19 protein-coding genes are annotated in these 23,392 nt (G+C 70.3%); 8 read left to right on the top strand and 11 right to left on the bottom strand.

All coding sequences use genetic code 11. From position 1 onward, the window contains the following. Window positions 1-12 precede the first annotated feature (12 nt). The 3 genes from LBN7_RS03580 to LBN7_RS03570 all read right to left on the bottom strand — a co-directional run bounded on the left by LBN7_RS03580 (window position 13) and on the right by LBN7_RS03570 (window position 3,124). Window positions 13-1,320: an ABC transporter substrate-binding protein gene (locus LBN7_RS03580; RefSeq protein WP_116634634.1), complete on the bottom strand. Its 1,308-nt coding sequence runs from the start codon at window positions 1,318-1,320 to the stop codon at window positions 13-15. Between the two features lie 123 nt (window positions 1,321-1,443). Next, window positions 1,444-2,454, bottom strand: a complete 1,011-nt coding sequence (locus LBN7_RS03575; protein WP_116634635.1) for a LacI family DNA-binding transcriptional regulator — start codon at window positions 2,452-2,454, stop codon at window positions 1,444-1,446. A gap of 211 nt (window positions 2,455-2,665) precedes the next feature. Continuing rightward, window positions 2,666-3,124, bottom strand: a complete 459-nt coding sequence (locus tag LBN7_RS03570; protein ID WP_116634636.1) for a GNAT family N-acetyltransferase — start codon at window positions 3,122-3,124, stop codon at window positions 2,666-2,668. Window positions 3,125-3,299: 175 nt separating this feature from the next. On the opposite strand from LBN7_RS03570, the gene LBN7_RS03565 reads away from it, so the two are divergent. Then, a complete protein-coding gene (locus LBN7_RS03565; protein WP_407360971.1) occupies window positions 3,300-5,519 on the top strand; it encodes an NADP-dependent isocitrate dehydrogenase in 2,220 nt (739 codons plus the stop codon). Window positions 5,520-5,592: 73 nt separating this feature from the next. Here LBN7_RS03565 and LBN7_RS03560 read toward each other — a convergent pair whose 3' ends face one another. Continuing rightward, a complete protein-coding gene (locus tag LBN7_RS03560) occupies window positions 5,593-7,080 on the bottom strand; it encodes a L,D-transpeptidase family protein (RefSeq protein ID WP_407360970.1) in 1,488 nt (495 codons plus the stop codon). 96 nt (window positions 7,081-7,176) lie between these two features. Beyond that, window positions 7,177-7,581 (bottom strand): RidA family protein, encoded by a 405-nt coding sequence (locus LBN7_RS03555; protein ID WP_116634639.1) that lies wholly within the window; start codon window positions 7,579-7,581, stop codon window positions 7,177-7,179. A 25-nt stretch (window positions 7,582-7,606) separates the two neighbouring features. On the opposite strand from LBN7_RS03555, the gene LBN7_RS03550 reads away from it, so the two are divergent. The 5 genes from LBN7_RS03550 (at window position 7,607) to LBN7_RS03530 (ending at window position 15,123) form a co-directional block, all read left to right on the top strand. After that, window positions 7,607-8,821, top strand: coding sequence for an alanine racemase (locus LBN7_RS03550; protein WP_407360969.1), 1,215 nt, complete (start codon window positions 7,607-7,609; stop codon window positions 8,819-8,821). After that, the gene (locus tag LBN7_RS03545; protein ID WP_407360968.1) at window positions 8,812-12,081 is read left to right on the top strand and encodes a family 20 glycosylhydrolase; all 3,270 of its coding nucleotides are present in this window, start codon (window positions 8,812-8,814) and stop codon (window positions 12,079-12,081) included. The genes LBN7_RS03550 and LBN7_RS03545 overlap by 10 nt, the downstream gene beginning before the upstream one ends. Before the next feature lie 79 nt (window positions 12,082-12,160). Continuing rightward, a complete protein-coding gene (locus tag LBN7_RS03540) occupies window positions 12,161-13,348 on the top strand; it encodes an ROK family protein (RefSeq protein WP_407360967.1) in 1,188 nt (395 codons plus the stop codon). 37 nt (window positions 13,349-13,385) lie between these two features. Then, the gene (locus LBN7_RS03535; RefSeq protein WP_407360966.1) at window positions 13,386-14,351 is read left to right on the top strand and encodes an ROK family protein; all 966 of its coding nucleotides are present in this window, start codon (window positions 13,386-13,388) and stop codon (window positions 14,349-14,351) included. Beyond that, window positions 14,344-15,123: a glucosamine-6-phosphate deaminase gene (locus LBN7_RS03530; protein ID WP_116634642.1), complete on the top strand. Its 780-nt coding sequence runs from the start codon at window positions 14,344-14,346 to the stop codon at window positions 15,121-15,123. Before LBN7_RS03535 ends, LBN7_RS03530 begins: the two co-directional genes overlap by 8 nt. A 10-nt stretch (window positions 15,124-15,133) precedes the next feature. Here the strand turns inward: LBN7_RS03530 and LBN7_RS03525 are convergent, their stop codons facing one another. From LBN7_RS03525 to LBN7_RS03500, 6 genes are all read right to left on the bottom strand, one after another. Beyond that, entirely contained in the window at window positions 15,134-15,541 is a 408-nt protein-coding gene (locus LBN7_RS03525) for an NUDIX domain-containing protein (RefSeq protein WP_341946015.1), read from the bottom strand. After that, entirely contained in the window at window positions 15,534-16,898 is a 1,365-nt protein-coding gene (locus tag LBN7_RS03520; RefSeq protein WP_407360965.1) for an FAD-binding oxidoreductase, read from the bottom strand. The genes LBN7_RS03525 and LBN7_RS03520 overlap by 8 nt, the downstream gene beginning before the upstream one ends. 10 nt (window positions 16,899-16,908) lie before the next feature. Beyond that, the gene (locus LBN7_RS03515) at window positions 16,909-17,280 is read right to left on the bottom strand and encodes a YrdB family protein (protein WP_407360964.1); all 372 of its coding nucleotides are present in this window, start codon (window positions 17,278-17,280) and stop codon (window positions 16,909-16,911) included. A gap of 9 nt (window positions 17,281-17,289) precedes the next feature. After that, window positions 17,290-19,413 carry a sigma-70 family RNA polymerase sigma factor gene (locus tag LBN7_RS03510; RefSeq protein ID WP_407360963.1) on the bottom strand — a complete coding sequence of 708 codons (2,124 nt, stop codon included), beginning with the start codon at window positions 19,411-19,413 and terminating at the stop codon, window positions 17,290-17,292. Window positions 19,414-19,879: 466 nt separating this feature from the next. Then, a complete protein-coding gene (gene nagA / locus LBN7_RS03505; RefSeq protein ID WP_407360962.1) occupies window positions 19,880-21,049 on the bottom strand; it encodes an N-acetylglucosamine-6-phosphate deacetylase in 1,170 nt (389 codons plus the stop codon). After that, window positions 21,046-22,557 (bottom strand): family 20 glycosylhydrolase, encoded by a 1,512-nt coding sequence (locus LBN7_RS03500; RefSeq protein WP_407360961.1) that lies wholly within the window; start codon window positions 22,555-22,557, stop codon window positions 21,046-21,048. Before LBN7_RS03500 ends, nagA begins: the two co-directional genes overlap by 4 nt. Window positions 22,558-22,712: 155 nt before the next feature. Between LBN7_RS03500 and LBN7_RS03495 the strand changes: the two genes are divergently transcribed. After that, a complete protein-coding gene (locus LBN7_RS03495) occupies window positions 22,713-22,988 on the top strand; it encodes a hypothetical protein (protein ID WP_407360960.1) in 276 nt (91 codons plus the stop codon). Further along, the gene (locus tag LBN7_RS03490; RefSeq protein ID WP_341946005.1) at window positions 22,985-23,386 is read left to right on the top strand and encodes a type II toxin-antitoxin system VapC family toxin; all 402 of its coding nucleotides are present in this window, start codon (window positions 22,985-22,987) and stop codon (window positions 23,384-23,386) included. The genes LBN7_RS03495 and LBN7_RS03490 overlap by 4 nt, the downstream gene beginning before the upstream one ends. The last annotated feature ends 6 nt before the right edge of the window (window positions 23,387-23,392 follow it).

Below are 23,392 nucleotides of genomic sequence, written 5' to 3'. Positions count from 1 at the left end.
CCCGCGGACGGATCAACGGAATTCGGCGGTGCCTTCGTCGTACTGCTCACCGAGGTTGGTGTTCGTGGTCTTCACGTCCTGCACACCGGTGACCAGACCCTGGAGCTCCTGGACGATGACGTCGTAGAAGCCGGGGGCGGGCCAGTCCGGGTAGAACGACAGGCCGTCGGCGTCGAGCACGCCGTTGAACGTCTCGATGAGGGCCGCGCTCTTCTCGTCGGTGATGTCGGCGGTGTCCGCGGCCACGGGCAGACCGCCGTTGTTGCCGATGATCGCCTGGATCTCGGGCCGCATGGTGATGTCGATGAACTCGTAGGCGAGCTCCTTGTTGGCGGCGTTCTCGGGGACGACCCAGAGGTTGCCCGAGGAGCCCAGCGAGAGATCGGCGCCGGGGAAGGCGGTCATCGTCCAGTCGAAGCCCGTGGCCTCGGCCACGAAACGACCGAACCACCACGAGCCCGACACGAAGATGGGGGAGTTGCCGTTGATGAACGAGACGCCGGCGTCCTCGGCCTTGACCGAGGAGACGTCGGAGGCGATGTAGCCCTTGTCGACGTACTCCTTCAGGGTCTCGGTCGCGGCCGTGACCTCGGGTCCCTGCCAGTCGACCTCGCCGTCGTAGAGCTGGTAGGCGTCGACGAATCCGCGGTCGCCCTCGAGCAGCGCGAGCTGGTACCAGAGCTGTCCGAGGGGGTACTCGGCGCCGGCCTCCGCCAGCGGCGTGATGCCCTTCGCGACGAAGGCGTCGAGCACGTCGACGAACTCGTCGTAGGTCGTGGGGATCTCGAGTCCCGCCGCCGCGAACGCGTCCTGGTTGTAGTAGACGCCGACGAACTCGCCGTAGTTCGGCACACCGAACCAGGTGTCGCCGCCCATGACCCCGTCTTCGGAGTACTTCGCGGTCGTCTGCAGGGAGGGCGCGAGCTTCTCATCCCAGCCGTACTCGTCCACGGCATCCGAGATGTCGGCGATCAGGCCGGTCGACGCGAGGAACCCCGCCGTCGCGTTGCCCTTGTTGAACTCCATCAGGTCCGGTGCTGCGTCGGTGTCGAGCACCTGGCTGGCGGTCTTCTGGATCTGCTCGAAGGACTTCTCCTCGAACTCGACCTTCGCGCCCGTCTCCTCCTCGAAGATCTTGATGGCCTCGGCCCATGCCTTGCCCATCGCGCTGTCGGCTCCCTCGTAGTGCCACAGCTTGAGGGTCTTGCCATCACCGCCGTCGTCGCCGGAGCCGGCCGTGCAGCCGCTCAGGGCGATCCCCGTCGCGGTGAGCGCGGCCATCACGGCGAGCGCCTTCGTCCTGCGGATGTTGCGTGCCATCGTCGGCACTCCTTTCTCGGTGGCCCGTCGGGCCGGACACTTCTCTGGGGCGGGTCTTCAGTTGTGGGGGAGCATTCGTCGAAGCGTTTCGACAATGCGCAGGCAAGAGCGTCGGGTCGGATGTCAGCCCCGAGGGGCGACCGATCCGACGGAGCGGTATTCGGGTGGGAGGAGATGGATCCCCGGTCGCACGTCCGCCTCTTCCAGGCGGCGGACCGCGAGGTCGACGGCGAGCTCGCACGACTGCTGCGGCACGAGGGGGATGGTGTCGACCGGGACGGCGAGGGTCGTCGTGTCGAAGGAGGCGGCGGCGGAGATCACGGACACGTCGTGCCCGACACGCAGCCCGTGCTCGTCGAGGACGGTCAGCAGCGCCCCGTGCACATCGTCGACGGCGTGCACGATGAAGGCCCGGTCGCCGCGCGCGATCGCCGTCTCGGCGGCCGCTCGCACGGCGGCGATGTCGGTGGCCGCCGCGCCCGTGGTCACCCAGTCGAGAGCGACCCCGCGCTCGACGGCGCGGTCCTGGACTCCGTGGAGCAGCCGCCGCGGGAAATTCGACTTCCGGTACGAGACCTCGGTCTGACCGAGGAGGGTGATGCGTGTGTGCTCGGCGTCCGCCAGACGATCGACGGCGAGGTGTCCGGCCGCCTCGAAGTCGAGGTCGACGCAGGTCAGGCCCTCGTGGTCGTCGGGGATCCCGATGAACACCGTGGGGGTGCGCACCGTCCGCGCGATCGCCGCGCGCTCATCGTCCGGCGCGACATCGAGCACGAGGATCGCGTCGACGAGGTTGCTGGCCGCCACGCGGTTCATGCCTTCGGAGGCCTGCTCGTCGGTCAGCAGGAGGATGTCGTATCCGCGCCGGCGTGCAGCCACGGCCGTCGCCAGCACGAAGGCCATGTGCGTCGGGGCGTGCGTGTCCGCGCGCAGGGGCTCGGTCAGCGCGAAGATGTGCGTACGCCTTCCGGCCAGCATCCGGGCTCCGGCATCCGGCTCGTAGCCGAGCGCACGTGCGGCATCCTCGATGCGCACGCGGGTCTTCTCGGACACCGGACGCTTGCCGCTGAGCGCGTAGGAGACCGTGCTGATCGACACTCCGGCGGCCTCGGCCACCTCGTGGATCGTCGTCATCGTGACTCCATCGTCGTCATGCGGAATGCTGTCGAAGCGTTTCGCTAATGCCTCTGGAGCGATGATACGCACGGCGATGAGAGGAGCGCAAGCTTTTTGTGGTTGCTCGCAACATATTCGTGACGATCGGCGTGGGAGCGGTCCCGCCGATGGTCGATGAAAGGCGACGGAGTCTCGATGGGGGAGGGGATTCGAGACCCCGCCGCCGGTCTCAGGGTGTGACGCGGATCTCGGCGATGATCTCGCCGTATGCCGTCTCGCCGACGGGCGTGAAGCCGACGCGGTGGAAGAAGTTCTCCGGTCCGCCGTCGCCCGCCTCGTAGATCACGTTCACGTGGTCGACCTCGCGGCGACGCGCTTCGTCGATGAGCGACTCGACCGCGAAGCGCCCGACGCCGCGACCCTGGTCGTCGGCGTCGACGTTGATGCGCCAGAGAACGGAGCGGAAATGCTCCTCCGGCGCCTCGTCGTCGAAGTTCGCGCTGACGAAGCCCACGACCTCGTCGCGATCGAGGATCACCCGCTGCCACGACGTCTGCGGGTTGATGACGGTGGCCGCGATCCCGTAGGAGACGGGGGCGAGGAACTGCTCCTGTCCGGGCTTGAGCGACAGGTTGTTCACGGCGACGATCGTCGCAGCGGAGAGTTCGACCATGCGCAGTTCGGACATGATCCCAGGCTAACCCCTCCCGCGCGGAGGAACACGTTTCGGAGGAACATTTCGCTCACGGCCGCAACGGGATCGGTTTCCGGATGCCGTGGCGAGGCGTGCGGCCCACGCGGCGAGAGCGGCTCAGGTATCTTGGTATCGAGACAAATAGACCCCGCGAACGGAGAACCTCCTGGTGACCGACGACGCCATCATCTACACCTACACCGACGAGGCGCCGGCCCTTGCCACCGCCTCCTTCCTGCCGATCATCCAGGCCTACACCGGCCAGGCGGGCATCGAGGTGGAGACCCGCGACATCTCGCTGGCCGGCCGCATCCTCGCCGCCTTCCCGCAGAAGCTCACCCCAGAGCAGCAGGTCGGCGACTCGCTCGCCGAGCTCGGCGGCCTCGCCACCCTGCCCGAGGCGAACATCATCAAGCTGCCGAACATCTCGGCGTCCATCCCGCAGCTGAAGGGCGCGATCGCCGAGCTCCAGCAGCAGGGGTACGACATCCCGGACTTCCCGGACGAGCCCTCCTCGCTGGAGGAGAAGGACGTGCGGGCGCGCTACGACCGCATCAAGGGCTCGGCGGTCAACCCGGTGCTCCGCGAGGGCAACAGCGACCGCCGCGCGCCGCTGGCGGTGAAGAACTACGCCAAGAAGCACCCGCACCGCAACAAGCCGTTCGCGGAGGGCTCGAAGACCCGCGTCGCGACGATGGGTCACGATGACTTCAAGAGCAACGAGCGCTCCTGGGTCGCCGCGCACGACGACGTCCTGAGCTTCCGCCACACGGCGGAGGACGGCACGGTCACCGTGCTCAAGGAGGGCCTGAAGGTCCTTCCGCGCGAGATCATCGACGCGACGTTCCTCTCGGCCGCCGACCTCGACGCGTTCCTCGACGAGACGCTGAAGATCGCGAAGGCCGACGGCATCCTGTACTCGGTGCACCTCAAGGCGACGATGATGAAGGTCAGCGACCCGATCATCTTCGGCCACGTCGTGCGGGCGTTCTTCACGGATGTGTTCGCGCAGTACGGCGAGCAGCTCGCCGCCGCGGGCCTCAGCGCCAACGACGGTCTCGGCTCGATCCTCACCGGCCTCGCGAACGTGGCAGGCGGCGACGAGATCGCCGCAGCGTTCGACAAGGCCATCGCCGAAGGCCCGGCACTGTCGTACGTGAACTCCGACAAGGGGATCACGAACCTCCACGTGCCGAGCGACGTGATCGTCGATGCATCGATGCCCGCGCTCGTGCGCAACGGCGGCAAGCTCTGGGGCAAGGACGGCGGCGAGGCGGACACGCTCGCGGTCATCCCGGACTCCTCGTACGCGAGCGTCTACCAGGCCGTGCTCGACGACGTCATCGCGAACGGTCCGCTGGACCCCGCCACGATCGGCACCGTGCCGAACGTGGGCCTGATGGCGCAGGCTGCCGAGGAGTACGGCAGCCACGACAAGACGTTCGAGATCGCCTCGGACGGCATCGTCCAGGTCCTCGACGGCGAAGGCACCGTGCTGATCGAGCACCGGGTCGGCAAGGGCGACATCTGGCGCGCGACGCAGACCAAGCACATCCCGGTGATGGACTGGGTGCGGCTCGCCGTGTCACGCGCACGGGCGACCGGCGTGCCGGCCGTGTTCTGGCTCGACGCGAACCGCTCGCACGACGCTCAGATCATCGCGAAGGTGCACCAGGGCCTCGCGACGCTCGACACCAAGGGGCTGACGATCACGATCCTCGCGCCCGAGGAGGCCACGCGCTACACGCTCGCGCGCATGCGCCACGGTCTGGACACGATCTCGGTCACCGGCAACGTGCTGCGCGACTACCTGACCGACCTGTTCCCGATCCTCGAGGTGGGCACGAGCGCCAAGATGCTCTCGATCGTTCCGCTCCTCGCGGGCGGCGGTCTGTTCGAGACGGGTGCCGGCGGCTCGGCGCCGAAGCACGTGCAGCAGCTGGTGGAGGAGAACTACCTCCGGTGGGATTCCCTGGGCGAGTTCTTCGCGCTGGCGGCGTCGCTCGAGCACTTCGCGGACCGCACGGGCAACGAGAAGGCCCGTGTCCTCGCCGAGACGCTGGATGCCGCGACCGGCACGTTCCTCGAGGAGGACCGTTCCCCGGGCCGCGCTCTCGGCACGATCGACAACCGCGGCAGCCACTTCTACCTCAGCCTCTACTGGGCTCAGGAGCTGGCTGCGCAGACGAAGGATGCCGAACTCGCGGCGTCGTTCGCGCCGATCGCCGCGACCCTCGCGGAGAACGAGGCGACCATCGTGTCCGAGCTCAACGCCGTGCAGGGCAAGCCCGTCGAGATCGGCGGCTACTACCGCCCGGACGACGCGCTCGTCGAGGCGGTCATGCGTCCGTCGGCCACGCTGAACGGCATCGTCGACGCCCTGCGCTGACGAACACACGAAAGGGGCCGGATGCGAATCGCATCCGGCCCCTTTCGCGTGCGTCTCGCGAGGAGACGTCCGCTCAGTGGTGGACCGAGACCTCGAGGCCGACGGGCGCCCAGTCGTAGACGTACTTCGCGACCGAGATGGGCATGTTCACGCATCCGTGACTCATCTGGTTGCCGAAGTTGTTGTGCCAATAGGCGCCGTGGAAGGCGATGTCCGGCGCGAACCAGGTGTTCCACGGGACATCCTTGGTGACGTAGTCCGTGCCGATCATGTCCTGGATCTCGGTGTGCGCGAACACGGTGAAGTTCCCGGTCGGGGTGGGAGTCGCGTCCAGACCGGAGGAGATCGCCCACGACTCCACGACGGCGCCGTTCTCATACAGCGTGGCGCGCTGCGCGCCGAGGTCGACGTCGATCCGCCGGAAGAGCGTGACGGTCTCGAAGGGGACCTCGGTGACCGAGAGTGCGAAGACGCCATCGCCGGCGGCGAGCTGCTGGGCGAACTTCTCCGCCACGTCGGAGGTGTCGCCGACCGTGCGGCCGGTGACACCGGCCTGCTCCTCACGGAGGACGTTGCCGCCCGAATCGACGATGCTCGTGGCGCTGACCGGTGCGCGGTCGACGACGAGCGCGAGGTAATCGGAGGTCGAGCTGATCGCCTGTGCGTCGGCCTCGATGCGCAGCTGGCCGTTGTCATCCACGACCGTCATCCAGCTGGCGGCGGTGGCCGCGTCGATCGGCACGGTGCGCTCGGCGCCGACGTAGAAGCCGATGGTGGTGAGCAGCGTGTTCATCTTCGCGGCCATCGCGGCGGCGTCTTCGTCGGAGACGGCGGCCGGAGCCTCGGCCGGGCCTCCGGGGAACTCGAGAGTCTTGCTGCCACCGGCGACGGCGTCGACGAATGCGGCGTTGAGCTCGCCCACGTCGATGCCGGTTCCGGCCTCGGCCGGCGTGGTCACGTAGGAGGCGGTGGCCGCGTCGAAGGCGACGCCGGCGTCGACCGGGTCTTCGAAGCTGGTCGGCACGGCGGCGCGCAGCGCGCTCGTCGCCTGCGCGGTGTCGAAGGAGATGTCGGCCGGGACCGGCTCGCCCATCCAGGCGCCGAGGTTCCACATCGGTGCCGTGGCGAACGCCTTGTCGGCGAGAGCCGTCGCGTCGACGGCGGCGCCGAGGTCGGCTCCGGTCAGCACGGTGCCCTCGCCGTCGCCCGTGAGGACGACCTCTGTCTCGGCGAGGTGGGCGTTGATCGCGTCGGCCGCGGCGCCCGGCGTCATCCAGCCGACGGGGATGCCGGCGACGGTCGTTCCCGGAGCGATGAGGACCATGGATGCGGCGCCCGCGCCGATGGCGACGACACCGAGGCCGAGACCGATCCAGAGCCCGAGGCGGCGCTTCTTCGGCGCCGGCTCCATCGGCGCCCAGGCGAGCGGCTGATCGCCGGTCGTGGGCGGCAGGGAATCGGTGGGTGCGTCGGTGGGTGCGATGACGGCCGTGGCCGCATCGTCGTCGCCATGCGCCTGTGCTGCGCTCGGTACTGAGATCACATCGGTCACGAACTTCACCCCCCGGTTCTCACGTGTCCTGATGCTCAATAGTACGTGATGGCAGGTAACGGGGAGGCAACGGTGTATGGGGGGCTCGCTCGGCGGGCCCCCGGGTCAGGAGATGACGGCGAGTCCGTCGATCTCGACGAGCATCTCCTCGCGGGGCAGACCTGTGAACACGGTGGTGCGCGCGGGGAGCACGCCGCTCGTGGTGTGGGCGGTCACGAAGGCGCCGTACGCCTCGTTCATGAGGGGGAAGTCCTCGCGCGTGGTGAGGTAGACGCGCAGCATGACCACGTCGTCGAACGTGGCGCCCGATGCCTCGACGATCGCCTTGACGTTCTCGAGGGTGCGGGTCGTCTGCGCGGCGACGTCGCCGGGGAAGAGGTACTCGTTCGTCTCGGGGTGGACCGGGCCCTGGCCGGAGACCTGCACGATGGGGCCCTTCCGGACGCCCTGCGAGAAGGTGTGCGCGGGGGCGGGGGCTGCGTCGGTGGAAACTCGGGTCTTCGCGGTCATGGTTCCACCCTAGTAGCCTTGTTAGGTGCCTCTACAAATTCCGGATCCTGTTCTCGGCGCCTGGGCGAAGGGCTTCCCGGCCCGCGCATCCGGGCTGCGGCTGTCGGAGGTCGCGGACGCGGATCTGCGTCTCTCCGACCTGGTCACGCCGGTGCTCACGGTGCAGGAGAGCGCGCTCGCTCACAACGAGGACACCGTCTTCTCCTGGGCAAGGGCGCAGGGTGTCGTGCTCGCCCCCCACGGCAAGACGACGATGGCGCCCGCGCTGTGGCAGCGACTGCTCGACGCCGGCGCGTGGGGGATCTCCGTCGCGACGCCCTGGCAGGCCGAGGTCGCCGTCGACGCCGGCGTGCCGACCGTGTTGATCGCGAACGCCGTGACGGATGCCGCGGCCGCGGCGCGGCTCGGCGAGCTCCTCGCGGCCGACGCGGGACTGCGCATCCTGTGCTGGGCCGACTCCGTCGCCGGGGTGGAGATCCTGGCGGGCGCGCTCGCGGACGCCGCCCGGCCGCTCGATGTCCTCGTCGAACTCGGCGGCGCCCACGGACGCACCGGCGCGCGCACCGTCGAGGAGGGGGAGCGGATCGCCGCGGCGATCTCCGGCGCCCCCGGACTGCGCCTCGCGGGCGTCGCCGGCTACGAGGGGCCGTTCGGCCCCGACCGCAGCGACGCATCGGTCGCGGCGGTCGACGGATATCTGCAGACGCTGATCGAGCTGCACGAGCGTCTCGCCTATCCCGACGGTCTCCGGCCAGTGGTCAGCGCCGGAGGCAGCTCCTTCCCCGACCGCGCCGCCGCGGTGCTGACGCGGAGCGAGGGAGCCGACGTGGTGCTGCGGTCGGGGGCGTTCCAGATCCATGACGACGGCTTCTACAGCCGGATGTCGCCGTTCGGACCGCTCACCGGCACGGCGCCGCTCCGGTCCGCGATGCATGCGTGGGCGCGGGTGGTCTCGCAGCCGGAGGAGAGCCTGGCTCTGCTCGACGCCGGGCGACGCGATGTGCCCTTCGATCTCGATCTCCCGGTGCCGCAGTCGGTGGACGGCGAGATCACGGCCCTCAACGACCAGCACGCCTTCCTCCGTCTCTCCGACGGAGCGACGGTCGACGTCGGGGACGTGGTGCGGCTCGGTCTCTCGCATCCGTGCACGGCCTTCGACAAGTGGAAGGTGGTCGCCGTCATCGACGATCCCGACGCCGCGGACCCCCGGGTGATCGGAGCGGTCGCGACATGCTTCTGAGTGCGGAGAAGGCGGCAGCAGGCCGCGTGCGGGTGTATCGCGGAGCGACCGTCGTCGACGGCACCGGCTCGCGGCGGTACACGGCCGACGTCGCGGTCGAGGGCGCCAGGATCGTCGCGATCGTGAAGGGCACGGATGCCCCGTCGCTCGACCTCGAACTGCCGGAGGGCGCGATCGAGGTCGACGCGACCGGGCTCGTCCTCGCGCCGGGCTTCATCGACATGCACGCGCACAGCGACCTCGCGGTCCTCACCGGCGTCGCGCACGACGCCAAGATCCGCCAGGGTGTGACGACCGAGGTGCTCGGTCAGGACGGCCTCGGATACGCGCCGCTGGACGAGGCCACGGCATCCGTCATCCCCGCGCAGATCGCCGGCTGGAACGGGACGCCCGCCACCGCGCCCTGGCGCACGATGGACGACCTGCTCGCGGCGATCGACACCGCGACGGTCGGGAACGCCGCTGTGCTCGTGCCGCAGGGGAACCTCCGCATGATGGTCGTCGGACACGCGAACCGTCGCGCCACGTCGGACGAGGTCTCGACCATGTCGGCGATGCTCGGCCAGGCGCTGGACGCCGGTGCCTTCGGGATGTCGAGCGGCCTCACGTACACGCCCGGCATGTATGCGGACACCGACGAGCTCGAGGCACTGTGCCGTGTGGTCGCCGAGCGTGGCGGCTACTGGGCCCCGCACACGCGCAGCTACGGCGCGGGAGCGCTCGACGCCTACCGCGAGGCGCTCGACATCGGCCGGCGCACGGGCTGCCCGATCCACCTGACCCACGCGACGATGAACTTCGCCCCGAACCGCGGGCGTGCCGACGAGCTGCTCTCCCTGGTCGACGCGGCGATCGCCGACGGCGTCGACGTGACGCTTGACACCTACCCCTACCTCCCCGGCGCCACGACACTGGCCGCTCTGCTGCCCAGCAGGCTCGCCGCGACGGGCGACCTGCTCGGAGCGATCGCGGCGCTCGACGCGGCCGGCAGGGAAGCCGTGCGGGTGGAGCTCGAGGAGATCGGCTGCGACGGCTTCCACGGCGAGAAGGCCGACTGGTCGGCGATCCAGATCTCAGGCGCGGCCGATCCGGCCCTCGCGGAGCTGGTCGGTCGCACGGTCGCCGAGATCGCCGCGACGACGGGCCGTCGAGCGGTCGACGTCGTGCTCGACACGATCACCGCGGATGCCGGCGCCACCGGCATCCTGATGCACATCGGCGACGAGGAGAACGTCCGCGCCATCATGCGGCATCCGCGTCACACCGGCGGCAGCGACGGGATCCTGATCGGCGCCCGCCCGCACCCGCGCGGGCGGGGGACCTTCCCCCGCTACCTCGGGCACTACGTGCGCGAGCTCGGCGTCCTCACCCTCGAGGAGGCGGTGCGGCATCTGGCAGGCACCCCGGCCGCACGGCTGGGCCTGGACCGCGGCGACGCGCCACGCGGCATCATCCGCGAGGGGGCGATCGCCGACCTCGTGCTGTTCGACCCGCAGACGGTCGCCGCCGGCGCGACCTTCGAGCGGCCGCTCGAGGCGCCGATCGGCATCCTGGAGGTGCTCATCGGCGGTGTTCCCGTGCTGTCGGACGGGCAGGTCACGGGCGCGACGCCGGGGCGAGCGCTGCGGATGCCGCCGCCCGCGCACCGTGCGACGGTTCCGCGCATCGACTCCCGCATCGATCCGGCCGCTCCCGTGTTCTCCTGGGGGCCGGCGACGCCGATCGTCGCGGAGCCGGGACTGTCCGCATCCGTCGCCCGGCTGGGCGGGGGAGCGGCCGTCGAGGACGCGCCGCCGATCCGGCTCGTGATCGACGAGGGCATCGCCGCCGAGGTCGTGGAGGGCGAGCGGATCGGCGAGGAGGCGTTCCGCCTGACCATCGCCGCCGACGGCGTCGAGATCCGGGGAGCGAGCGCGGCGGGCGTCTTCCGGGGGGCCACGACCCTGCGACAGCTGCGCGACCCGGACGCCGCGTCGGCGACGCTGCCCGCGGGCGTGTGGCAGGGGGCGCCCGCGTACGGCTGGCGCGGGGTGATGCTCGACGTGGCACGTCACTTCCGCCCGGTCGACGAGGTGCGACGCCTCATCGACCTCCTCGCGGACCACCACCTGAACGTGCTCCATCTGCACCTCACCGACGATCAGGGCTGGCGCTTCGAGGTTCCCGGCTACCCGCGGCTCACCGAGGTCGGCTCCCGCCGATCGTCGACGCAGCGGGGACACGGTCCGCTCGCGACCGTCGAACCCGGCATCCACGAGGGGTTCTACACGACCGCCCAGCTGCGTGAGCTCGTCGCCTACGCGGCCGAGCGCTTCGTGACGCTCGTGCCGGAGGTCGAGCTGCCCGGCCACATCCAGGCCGGCCTCGCGGCGTATCCCGAGCTGGGCAACACCGATGTCGGCGAACCGGTGACGGCGCCCTGGGAGCGCTTCGGCGTCAATCCGCGCACGCTCGCCCCGACCGAGGCGTCACTGGCGTTCGGCCGTGCGGCGATCGACGCACTGTGCGAGGCGTTCGACGCCGAATGGATCGGCATCGGCGGCGACGAGGTGCCCGTCACCGAGTGGGCGCAGAGCCCCGCGGCCGCCGAGCGGATGCGCGAGCTCGGCCTCGCGACGCCCCACGACGTGCAGCCGTGGTTCACGGCCCAGTTCGTCGCACATGTCCGCAGCCGCGGGCGCACCGCGCTGGCGTGGGACGAGGTGCTCGAGGGCGAGGTCCCCGAGGGCGTCCGCATCCTCGCCTGGCGGGGTCCTGTCGCGATGCGGGAGGCGCTCGCGCGCGGCATCCCGGTCGTGGCGTGCCCCGACCTGGAGGTGTACCTGGACTACCCCCAGTCGGAGTCGGCGGAGGAGCCCATCCGCGTCGGACCGCCGCTGAGCATCGAGCGCGCCTACACCCTGCGCATCGAGGACGGCGCGGTCGGCGGTCAGGCGAACGTGTGGAGCGAGCATCTGCCCACTCCCGACCGCGTCGACTTCGCGATGTTCCCGCGGCTCGCGGCGATCGCCGAACGCCTCTGGGCGGGTGGGGAACCGGAGCCCTATGCTGACTTCGGACGCCGCCTGACGACGCACCTGCGCCGTCTGCAGGCCTCCGGGGTGCGGTACCGGCCCCTGGACGGTCCTGCGCCGGACCAGAGGCGCCCCGGAGTGCCGGGCAAGCCGCTCACGGTCAAGGCGCGGGAGGCGATCGTCGCGGGGCTGGTCGCCCGCCTCGTGGAGCTCTCGGATTCCCGCCCTGTCCTGCCTCGAAAGTAATGTAACGTTTCGGTAACCCTCGCCGCCCGCCTCGCGGCAGAGGTTGCGCAAATTTTGTTCGTAAGGTCTACTAACAAACATGTCCGTTTCGGATGAACAGCGTGCCGCATCGCCGTCGGAGTACGGCGGTGCGAATGCGCACGCCTTCGGCCCCGGCCGGCACCTTCGCTCCCGGTCCAAGGTGCTCCCCGAGCACGCGCGCGGGCACAACCGTGCGCTCGTCCTGCAGACGCTCTACCACGCCGGAGCGATGAGCCGCGCCGACCTCTCGCGTGAGACAGGACTGACCCGGGTCACCATCTCCGACCTGGTCGCCGAGTTCATCGCCGACGGGATCGTCATCGAGATGGGTGTGCGCGAGGCCGTCGGCCCCGGCAAGCCTCCGATCCTGATCGACATCGACCGCATCGGGCACCAGATCCTCGGTCTCGACCTGTCCGGTCCGACCGCATTCGAGGGTGCCGTGCTCAGCCTCGACGGGGATGTCCTCGAGCGACGCGAGGTCGCCCGCCCGGAATCCCCGGACGGGGACGCCGTGTACGCGGCGACGCTCGAGCTCGCGCGCACCCTCGTCGCCGCATCGACGCAGCCGCTGCTGGGCGTCGGCATCGGCACGCCCGGTGTCGTCCGCCCCGACGGCGTCGTGCTCAGCTCGCCGAACCTCGGATGGTCGAACTTCCCGCTCGAGGCCAAGCTCAGCGTCGATCTCGACCTGCCGGTGCTCGCCCGCAACGACGCCAACGCGGCCGTGCTCGCCGAGTACACGTTCGGCGACGCCAAGGCCGACTTCATGCTGATCAAGCTCGGGCGCGGTGTGGGTGCCGGCCTCATCACGGGCAGCCAGCCCCTCCTCGGCAGCCGATTCGCCGCGGGGGAGATCGGGCACGTCGTCGTCGGGACCGACGGCGGTCCGCGCTGCGCCTGCGGCAAGGACGGCTGCCTCGAAGCGTGGCTCAGCGTCAGCCGCATGCGCCAGGCGCTCGCGGCCGACCCCGCCGCGCGCGACGAGATCCTCCGCGATTCGGGAACGCGCATGGCGATCGCCATCGCCCCGATCGTCGCGGCCCTCGACCTGTCCGAGGTCGTGCTCTCTGGCCCCGCCGATCTGCTCGACGGGATCCTCATCGACGCCGCCATCGAGACCCTGCACGCGCGCACGCTCGAGGGCGTCTTCGAAGACGTCGTGGTGCGCCGCACGCATCAGGACGACATCGTGCTGCGCGGGACCGCGGTGATGGTGCTCTCCGGACAGCTGGGAGTGTCGTGACCCGCGCCGCCCGCACGACAGACACAAGCGCCATCCGATGACCGGGGCACAGAACGTCGACCGGGCAGGTCGGCAGATTCGAGTGGGCCTGGACGTCGGCGGGACGAAGATCGACGCGGTCGCCGTCGACGGCTCTGGTGACATCCTCGGCCGCATCCGCCGTTCGACCGGCTGGGGCGATGACGCGGTGGTCGAGAGCATCGTCATGGCCGTCACCGCGCTCGCCGACGAGACGGGGTTCCCCGTCGCGGACATCGGGTCCGTCGGCATCGGCATCCCCGGCCTCGTCGACGTGGCGCAGGGGCGCGTCGACCATGCGGTCAACCTCGGCGTCGAATCGCTCGATCTCGCCGCACGTGCCGAGCAGGTGCTCGGCATCCCCTTCCGTGTCGAGAACGACGTCAAGGCCGCCGCCCTCGGGGCTGCCGTCCTCAGCGGCGTCGCCGGCTCCATGGCCTACCTCAACCTCGGGACGGGCGTCGCGGCGGGCATCGTGATCGACGGACGCATCTGGCGCGGTTCGCGCGGCACGGCGGGCGAGGTCGGACACATCTCGGTCGACCCGCACGGCCGCCTGTGCGGATGCGGACAGTTCGGCTGCATCGAGACGTTCTGCGGGGGAGGTGCCCTCGCGAAGGCGTGGGGGCGCCCCGGCGCACTCCCGATCAGGGACATCTTCGATGCGGCGGACGCCGGAGACGCCGACGCGTCGGCGCTCCGCGACGACCTGTACCACGGCGCCGCCGCCGCCGTCCGCGTCCTCGTGCTGTCCGCCGACGTCGAGACGGTGGTCATCGGCGGTGGACTCACGGCGCTCGGAGCGCGGCTCGAGGACGGCATCCGCGCCGCACTGCACGCCGGCGCCGAGGCGTCACCGTTCATGCGGTCGCTGCGCCTGGATGAGAGAATCGAACTGCTCTCCGCGGGTTCTCCCGCGGCTGCCTTCGGCGCCGCTCTGGTCGGCGCCTCCGTCCCCGAGAAGGAGATCGTCCCCCATGGCTGAGGTCGTCATCGTCGAGAACGCGGCAGCCGCCGGCGCGCTTGTCGCCACCGAGATCGTCGAGCTCATCGAGCGCCGCCCCGACGCGGTGCTGGGTCTCGCCACGGGCTCCACCCCGCTGCCCGTCTATCTCGCGCTGCGCACACAGCTCGCCGGTCACGATGTCTCGCAGGTCCGCGGCTTCGCGCTGGACGAGTACGTCGGCATCGACCCCGCGCACCCCGAGAGCTACCGCTCGGTGATCACGCGCGAGGTGGTCGAGCCGCTCGGCCTGGATCCGCAGCGCATCCACGTGCCCAACGGCGCCGAGGCGACGATCCAGCACGCCGGTGACGACTACGAGGCCGCGATCGCCGCAGCAGGAGGGGTGGACCTGCAGATCCTCGGGATCGGCACCGACGGGCACATCGGCTTCAACGAGCCCGGATCCTCCTTCGCCTCGCAGACCCGTGTGAAGACGCTCACGGAGCAGACCCGCGAGGACAATGCGCGCTTCTTCGACTCCATCGACGACGTGCCGCGGCACTGCATCACGCAGGGACTCGGAACCATCCTGAAGGCGCGCCACCTCGTGCTCCTCGCGTTCGGAGAGGGCAAGGCGCAGGCGGTCGCCGACGCGGTCGAGGGGCCGCTCACGGCCTTCCTCCCCGGCTCTGCGATCCAGCTGCACCCGCACGCCACGGTGGTCGTCGATGAGGCGGCGGCATCCCGCCTCCGTCTCGCCGACTACTACCGGTACACGTTCGCCAACAAGCCCGCCTGGCAGGGCATCTAGCGGGAGCGCCCTAGCGCGCCTGCGCCGGCCAGGCGATGGGCAGCAGATGCTCGAGGCTGAGCGGGGCGAGCGGCAGCGTCGCCACGTCAGACGGAGTGATCCAGCGCAGTTCGGCGAGCTCGGCCTGCACCGACACCGCCTCGGGGTCGATCGAGGTCGCGAACGCCTCGGCGACCACACGATGACCGGGTTCGTTGGCCGCCTCGGAGATGAACGTGCCGAGCGGCTGGAGGTCGGCCTCGTCGAGGAGCAGCCCGAGCTCTTCGTGCAGTTCGCGGATCAGCGTCTGCGCGGGGGATTCACCGGGCTCCGGCTTGCCGCCGGGCTGCATGAACCTCGTCGTGCCCTGCTTGCGCACGACGAGCACGCGCCCGTCGTCGTCGACGATCACGGCGGCGCTCACATGGATATCAGGCATCGGGCTCGAAGACCTTTCCGGGATTGAGGATGCCGAGCGGGTCGAACACGGCCGCGATCTGCCGCTGCAGCCGCCACTGGTCGTCGCCGAGCTCATCGGCGAGCCAGCGACGCTTCAGCACGCCGATGCCGTGCTCGCCGGTCAGGGTGCCGCCGAGGCGGATCGCCGCGCGGAACAGCTCGTCCGCGGCCGCCCAGACGTGCGCCGGAGTCTCGGACCCCTCGAAGATGAAGTTCGGATGCAGGTTGCCGTCGCCGGCGTGGGCGACCGTGGGGATCGTGAGCCCGAAATCGCGCTCGATGCGCGCGATCTCGTCGAACATGGCCGGCATCGCGCTGCGCGGCACCGAGACGTCTTCGATCAGCGTGGTGCCGAGAGAGGCCATCGCCGCGTGCATCGAGCGCCGGATCGCGAGAAGCCGCTCGCCGTCCTCGCGGTCGCGGGCGACGGTCGTGAGCCCGCCGTGATCGCGCAGGATCCCGGCGATCGTCTCGGCCTCCGCGGCGGCCGCGGGGCCGTCGGTGCGGATGGTGAGCTGGGCTGCGCCGACAGCGGGGGCCGGCAGATCGAGCAGGGCGTGGACGGCGGCGAGGCTCGCGGCATCCATCAGCTCCATGATCGCCGGCTGCACGCCGGCGGCGGTGACCGCAGCGGATGCCGAGGCCGCGGCCCGCACGCCGGGGAAGGTCGCGGTGAGGGTGCAGACGTCACCCGCGACGAGGCGGCGCAGCTTCAGCGTGGCGCCGACGACGACGCCGAGCGTGCCCTCCGAGCCGATCACCAGCGAGGTGAGGTCGAGGCCCGTCACGCCTTTGACGCTGCGGTGCCCGAGGTGCAGCAGGCGGCCGTCGGCGAGCACCAGGTCGACGCCGAGCACTGCGTCGCGCACGACGCCGTACTTGGCGCAGAGCAGTCCGCCCGCGCCGGTCGCGATGTTGCCGCCGACGGTCGAGATGTCGCGGCTGGCGGGGTCGGGCGCCCACCACACGCCGGAGACCGCGAGACGGTCGTTGAGGTCGGCGTTGAGGATGCCGGGTTCGACGACGGCGAGCAGGTCGTCGGGGCGCACCTCGAGGATCGCGTCCATCCGTCGGGTGGAGAGCACGATCTCTCCTTCGCCGGCGTTGGCCGCACCGGCCAGCCCCGTGCCCGCGCCGCGGACGACCACGGGTGTGCGGGTGGCGGTGGCGATCCGCATGGTCTGCTGCACGTGGTCCACGGTCTCCGCGTGCACGACCGCGAGCGGGCGACCGACGGCGGCGTGCCCGGAGCGGTCGGCGCGCGCCTCTTCGAGCGTCGCATCGCTCACGTCGACGAGCGGGCCGAGCGCCTCCTGCAGCAGCGACAGTGCGGTCATGACCGCGTCTTCACGACAGGGCGCGTCGACCGCTGAGGACGCCGGTGACGATCGCGACCAGGGCGAACGCGGTGCCGATGAGCGCCTGGCCCATCGACCACCAGGCGATCGTGACGCCCACGTAGATGAAGAGCTCGACGGCGGCACGGAGGAATGGGTGCACTCGCAGAACAGGGCGCGGGGAGAGGAACAGAGCCCACACCAGGAGGACGACGACCGGCGCACCCACACCGGCGATGACGTTCCACGGAAGCGACCAGCTGGCGAAGCCCCACAGGGCGAGGGATGCCACCGCGACGACCAGCACGACGGCGCGGACGATGTCGAGAGCGGTGATGACCGGACGGTCGACGCCGGGGACGGGTGCGGAATCCTGGGGCATGCTCCCAGTCTATTCGGCGGGTGCGGACCCCTCGGTCGTGGCGAGGGCCTCGTCCACCGGGGCGAGGGCGGCGTCGACGGTCGGTGTCGGCTCGACGACCGCGGGTGCGGACTCGACAGGGGCAGGTTCCGTCTCGACAGGAGCCGGTTCCGTCTCGACAGGGGCGGGATCGGTCTCGACCGGAGCCGGAGCCTCCTCCGCCGAGGCGGGGGCGACCTCCACCGGGGCGGCCGTCTCGACAGGCTCTCCGGCAGGGACGCCTGCGGCGCTGTCGTCGAGGGGCGTGGCTTCCGCGACCGGAGCCGCATCCGCGTCGACGAGGAGGGGATTGCCCAGTGCGCGCAACGTCGTGTCGGCGGAGGGGCCGATGCCGTCGGCGAGCACGTAGCGGAAGGTCACCGTCGTGTCGGATGCGAACACCAGCTGGGCCAGACCGGGCCGCAGATCGATCGTTCCCTGGCCGAGGGAGTCGAGAACGATCTCGTCTCCTCCGCCACGGCTCCCGTCGAGCAGCGCCTCCACGGTCGCTCCGGGAACGCCCGTGATCGGCACGCTGTAGTGGATGCGCAGACCTTCGAACCAGATCGTGGCGGCGGACCAGGAGGGCGCGGTGGTCGGCACTCCGGGGTCTGTCGGATCGGTGGGATCGGTCGGGTCCGTGGGATCGGTCGGGTCGGTCGGGTCCGTGGGATCGGTGGGATCGGTCGGGTCCGTGGGATCGGTCGGGTCCGTGGGATCCGTCGGGTCGGTCGGGTCCGTGGGATCGGTCGGATCGGTCGGGTCGGTCGGGTCGGTCGGGTCCGTGGGATCGACGTCGTCCTCCGGGTCGGGAGCCGTCACCGGAGGCGCCGGCGGGGCGACGACCGGGCCGTTCTGCTCCGGAGTCGACCGCACCGCGGTCTCATCCGCCGGCGGGGGCGGCGTCGCGTCGGGCTTCGTCACCGGCGCGATGACGACCGGCTCTTCGAGGTTCATCGACGCGTCGGGTCCGACGTCGGACGTGATCGACGACGAGTCCGCGTCGGCGGCACTGGGGAGGGAGGTCGATGGATCGGCGCCCGCCAGGCCGGGGATGATCGTCGCCGCGGCGACGACGCCGGCGACGACCAGAGCAGCCGAGCCCGCGCCGACGAGGGCACCCATCCCGGTGAGCACGCCGCCGGAGGTGCCGGCACCGGTCGCGACACCCGCGCCGCCGCCCGCCGTGCCGCTCGAACCGGCTGCACCGCTGCCGGCGCCCGCGCCGAGGGCCGCGGCGCCGGGGTCGCCGGCGAAAACGCTGCCGGGGATGCTCGAGGGCATCGCGGCGAGAGCGACGATCGGCGTTCCGCCGCCCTGCAGCGTGGCGAGGTACCCCGCGGCGCCGGTGACGCCCAGCACGAGAGGCAGCAGGACGAGGGCGAGCCGCTTCGACACGTCTTTCGCCTCGGCGGCGACGATCATGCAGCGCGCACACTCGTCGAGGTGGAGCTCGAGTCGCTTGTGATCACGTGTACCGAGGTTGCCCCGCGAGTATGCGCCGAGGTGCTCGATCGTCCACTGACAGTCCGACCCCTCAGCGGCGCTGCGCAGGTGAGCCTGGATCCACGCCTCACGAAGACCTTCGCGGGCCCGGAAGGCCAGCTGCGAGACGGCGCCGGACTTCATGCCGAGGAGCGGGCCCACCTCTTGCGGCTTCATCTGCTCGATCTCGGTGTACCAGAGCACCTCCTGCCAGCGGGAGGGAAGGCTGCGGAAGGCCTGCGCGGTCAGGCTGCGATCGAGTGCCTCGTTGGCTGCCTGGTCGGTGGTGTCCGGGTCGGCGACGGTGTCGAGCTCGTCGATCGCGGTCTCCCGACGCGACCGGCCCCATGCCGCCGCCGTGTTGCGGATGCTCGTGAACAGGTAGGCGCGGAACGACCCGTTCGGGCCGCCGCCCTTGATGATCGCCTGGTAGATGCGCGTGTACGACTCCTGCACGAGGTCGTCGGGGTCGATCGACGAGGTGATGGAGCGCGCGACGGACAGGCCGGACGGGTAGTGGCGTCGCCAGAGCTCACCGAAGGCCTCCGTGTCGCCCGAGCGGGCGCGGAGGATCAGGTCGGCGTCGCCGATCGGTTCGTCGTGGTGTGAGTTCTGTTCGTGCACTGTCATCCATCGCTCCTGGGGCGCAGGAACGCCTCCACAGGAAGAGACGCGCGAGAGTGGATCTCATCACGCGTCTTTCCATTCTCTCCCGGATCTCCCAGCTTGGCCACCCCTCGGCGGGATCTCGCCGGCAGAATCTTTTCGTGGATAAATCCCAGGTCTGGACTAATTTCTCCGGATCGTCGAGAAAAGATTCCAGGAAAATCTGAGAAGTCGCGTAATGAATCGGCGTCGGCGTCGTCTCATCCCATAGAGACAGCCGTACGAATTCCACCGGGGGGCGGAGTTCAGGCGCTGGTGCGAGGGGCAACTGCACCGGCTGGGTGGGTCGAGAGCCTCGGGGGAGGAGTTCTCGGCCCCCCTCTCTGTGAGGGGGATGAGGCCGCCGATCTGGGGAGAGGCGGCCTCCCGCCCCGTCGTCGGATCGACCGGAGTGCTCAGAGCTGCGCGTCGTCGCGAGATGCGGTTCCTGTCAGCGGAGCCGCGGTCCCACCCAGACACGCGCGACGCGCAGTTCTGCATCCAGCAGCACCGCATCCGCGGTCATGCCGGCGCGGAGGCTGCCGAGCACGGCGTCGCGGCCGATCGCCCGCGCCGGCGTCTCGGTGAGTGCTCGAACGGCCTCCGGCAGCACGGCACCCGCATCGACCGCTCGGCGCAGCGCCACGTCCTGCGTCAGGGTCGAGCCCGCGATCGAGCCGGTGTCGTCGGCGCGGGCCACGCCGTTCTCGACCGTGACGCTCACGGCGCCGAGGTCGTAATGGCCGTCGGCGCTGCCGGCGGCGGCCATCGCGTCGGTGATCAGTGCCACGCGTCCCGGAGCGGAGTCGAAGATCAGCTTGATCACGTGAGGATCGAGGTGCACGTTGTCGGCGATCGCCTCGAGGATCACGCGGTGATCCGCCGCGGCGGCGAGCACGGGACCGGGTGCGCGGTGGTGGATGCCCGGCATCGCGTTGAACGCATGCGTGAGGATCGATGCGCCCGCTTCGAAGGCGGCGACCGCCATCGTCGCATCCGCGCTCGTGTGCCCGACCGCCGCTGCCGAGCCTGCGGCGACGATCTGTCGGATCGCGTCGAGTCCGCCCGGCAGTTCCGGGGCGATCGTCACCTGACGGACGGTGCCGCGCCCGGCTTCGAGGAGGCGGGCGACATCATCGGCCGCCGGTGCCCTGAGGAGCGAGGGCTCGTGGGCGCCGTGGTGGGCGGGATCGAGGAAGGGACCCTCCAGGTGGATGCCGAGGATGTCGGCATCCGTCTCCATGAGGTCGGCGATCGTCGCGACGCTGCGGGCGAGATCGTCCAGGGGTGCCGTCACGAGCGAGATCACCGCGCGGGTCGTACCGTGAGCGCGATGCAGGGCGCGCCCGGTACGGATGGCCTCCACGCCGTCGTCGAACGCGGCTCCGGCTCCGCCGTGCCCGTGGATGTCGACGAAACCGGGGGTGAGCACGGCGCCGGGGCCGGCGAGCTCGGCGGCGTCGATCGTCTCATCCGCGGGTTCCCAGGTCGTCCCCGTCCCGCGTCCGACGATCTCGCCGTCCGCGAAGCGGACCCAGCCGTCTTCGACGATCTCGCCGCGGTCGACGATGCGGGCGGAATGGATGACCAGCGAGCCGGTCGCGGAGGAGTGGATGCTCAACGTTCGCTCCAGGGGATCTCGTCGGCGGGGTGGAAATCGACTCCCTCAGCCTTCCACAGCGGGGCGAGGGAGCCGAGCCGCTCGCGGAACGACGACCAGACGCGGTCGGGCGCCTCCTTCGGCGACCATGCGATCTCCGCCTGCGCGGCGGCGCGCGGGAAGACGAGCTTCTCGACGTCGCTCAGCGTGCGCGTGGTCTCGGACCAGAGCGGAGCCTCGATGCCGAGGATGGCGGCATCCGGGATCTCGAGTACCGCGGTCGGCTCCCATTCATAGGCCGAGCGGACGTCGATGATCGCCGCCCAGGTCAGCCCGAGGGGGAAGTCCTCCGAGTACTTCATGTCGAGGTAGGCGACGTCGGCGGCAGACATGATCAGCGCGCCACCGCGTTCGACGAAGTGGGTCGCCTCCTCGGCGTGGGTGCCCTCCGGTGTGGTCTTGCCCCAGTACTGGCCGACCGTTCCCTCGGCGATCTCGGCTGCCGAGCCCATCTCGTGCCAGGCGACCGGCGTCTTGCCCTCGGCGAAGACGATGGCGGTGACGCGTTCGGCGAACAGGTCGAAGTCCGCCTGCGGGGTGCCGAGCGATTCGTCTCCGCCGACGTGGATGTACGGTCCGGGCGTGAGCTCGGCGAGCTCGCGGACGACGTCGCGGACGAACTCGTAGGTGCGCTCCTCGTGGATGCGGACGCTGGAGTGGCCGACGCCCCAGCCCAGGTACGTCTCCCCGGCGACGGGCAGCGGCTGCCCGAGTCTCGCGGATTCGGCGACGAGGCCGTCGTTCAGCACCGGCGGCTCGACGAGATCGGGGTACGCGACGCCGATGGCATGCGTGTGGCCCGGCAGGTCTATCTCGGGGATCACGATCATGTGGCGCTCTGCCGCGTACGACACGATCTCGCGGTAGTCGTCCTTCGTGTAGAAGCCGCCGGGGTGGCCGTCGACCGAGGTGGCGGAGGAGAGCTCGGTGAGGAGCGGCCACGAGTCGATGTGGATGCGCCAGCCCTGGTCGTCGCTCAGGTGCAGGTGCAGGTGGTTGAACTTCAGCGCACTGGTGCTGTCGATGAAGGTCTTCACCTCGGCCACGTCGAAGAAGTGCCGGGCGACGTCGAGCATGACGCCGCGACGACCGAACCGCGGAGCATCCTGCACCTCGGAGCGCAGGAAGCCCCATCCGCTCTCGTCCTCGCGGAACAGCTGCAGCAGGGTCTGCACGCCGTAGAACAGGCCGGCCTCGTCGGCGCCGACGACGACCGCGCCGTCGCCGACGGAGAGCGTGTAGCCCTCGGCGGCGGCCACGGCCGGGTCGACGCGGAGCTCGATGTCGGCCGGGGCCGCGTCCGAGTGAGAGAGGCGGATGCCGCTGCGTCGCTCGACCGCCTCGATCAGCTGGGTCGCGGCGGGGGAGGGGCCGAGCACACGCGTCGTCGCGGTGATCGGCATCCGTCCCTCTCCTGCGGTGGCGGACACGGGCGCTGGCACGAGCGGAAGGGAATGGGTAAAGACCATGAACAAAACCTACCCGGCGGCAGCAGCCAGCGGAATGGTGGAGGTCGAATCGATTCTGTGGACAACCTCCGCGGCGATGCGTCCTCCCCCGCTACCGTCTCCCCATGCTGAGATCGCAGACAATGCATGCAAATGTGCATGCTAATATCTGTCGCATGGTGGCGATTCAAGTGCGAGATGTGCCGGACGGGATCCGGGACGATCTGATGCGGGCGGCTCGCGAGCGGGGGCAATCACTGCAGGTGTTCCTTCGTGAAGTCCTGGAAGTCGAGGCGAGGAAGTCGCGAAACCGCGAGTTCCTCCGTGCGATGGCGCCGATTCCGGTCTCCGGAGAGATGTCCTCCGATCGCATCGCAGAGCTGATCCGCGAAGGCCGGGACGAACGTGACGAACGCATCATGGACGTGCTGGGCACGCCAGCCGATTCGTGATCGTTCTCGACGCTTCGGCCCTGGTCGAGGCGATCACCGACCTCGGTGATCGAGGACAGCAGGTGCGTGAGGTCATGATGGGTGATGGTGACTGGGCGATGCCCGCGCATGGTCCGACGGAGGTCGCGAACGCCCTTCGAGGGCTGCGTCTCGCCCGTCTGACGACCGATGCGGAGTTTCGTGGACAGCTTGCGCTGCTTCAGCGGATGGAGCTGGTGCTGTTTCCGGTGTCGCCGCTCCTCGGGAGAGTCGCCGACCTCGCCATGAATGCCACGGCCTACGATGCGGCGTACCTTGCGCTGGGAGAGCTGCTCGAGGCCAGGGTGCTGACGATCGACCGCAAACTCGCCACGGTCCCGGGCGCCCATGCCGACGTCCACGTGGTACCGGTCGGATGATCTCGC

The organism is Microbacterium sp. LBN7 (assembly GCF_045690345.1).
GTDB lineage: Bacteria > Actinomycetota > Actinomycetes > Actinomycetales > Microbacteriaceae > Microbacterium.
This window is presented reverse-complemented; position numbering and strand designations above follow the sequence as displayed.

Coding starts and splice junctions, on each gene's coding strand:
- LBN7_RS03580 (WP_116634634.1), bottom strand. CDS start 1,320: ATGGCACGCAACATCCGCAGGACGAAGGCGCTCGCCGTGATGGCCGCG.
- LBN7_RS03575 (WP_116634635.1), bottom strand. CDS start 2,454: ATGACGACGATCCACGAGGTGGCCGAGGCCGCCGGAGTGTCGATCAGC.
- LBN7_RS03570 (WP_116634636.1), bottom strand. CDS start 3,124: ATGTCCGAACTGCGCATGGTCGAACTCTCCGCTGCGACGATCGTCGCC.
- LBN7_RS03555 (WP_116634639.1), bottom strand. CDS start 7,581: ATGACCGCGAAGACCCGAGTTTCCACCGACGCAGCCCCCGCCCCCGCG.
- LBN7_RS03545 (WP_407360968.1), top strand. CDS start 8,812: ATGCTTCTGAGTGCGGAGAAGGCGGCAGCAGGCCGCGTGCGGGTGTAT.
- LBN7_RS03540 (WP_407360967.1), top strand. CDS start 12,161: ATGTCCGTTTCGGATGAACAGCGTGCCGCATCGCCGTCGGAGTACGGC.
- LBN7_RS03535 (WP_407360966.1), top strand. CDS start 13,386: ATGACCGGGGCACAGAACGTCGACCGGGCAGGTCGGCAGATTCGAGTG.
- LBN7_RS03530 (WP_116634642.1), top strand. CDS start 14,344: ATGGCTGAGGTCGTCATCGTCGAGAACGCGGCAGCCGCCGGCGCGCTT.
- LBN7_RS03525 (WP_341946015.1), bottom strand. CDS start 15,541: ATGCCTGATATCCATGTGAGCGCCGCCGTGATCGTCGACGACGACGGG.
- LBN7_RS03520 (WP_407360965.1), bottom strand. CDS start 16,898: ATGACCGCACTGTCGCTGCTGCAGGAGGCGCTCGGCCCGCTCGTCGAC.
- LBN7_RS03515 (WP_407360964.1), bottom strand. CDS start 17,280: ATGCCCCAGGATTCCGCACCCGTCCCCGGCGTCGACCGTCCGGTCATC.
- LBN7_RS03510 (WP_407360963.1), bottom strand. CDS start 19,413: ATGACAGTGCACGAACAGAACTCACACCACGACGAACCGATCGGCGAC.
- LBN7_RS03500 (WP_407360961.1), bottom strand. CDS start 22,557: ATGGTCTTTACCCATTCCCTTCCGCTCGTGCCAGCGCCCGTGTCCGCC.
- LBN7_RS03495 (WP_407360960.1), top strand. CDS start 22,713: ATGGTGGCGATTCAAGTGCGAGATGTGCCGGACGGGATCCGGGACGAT.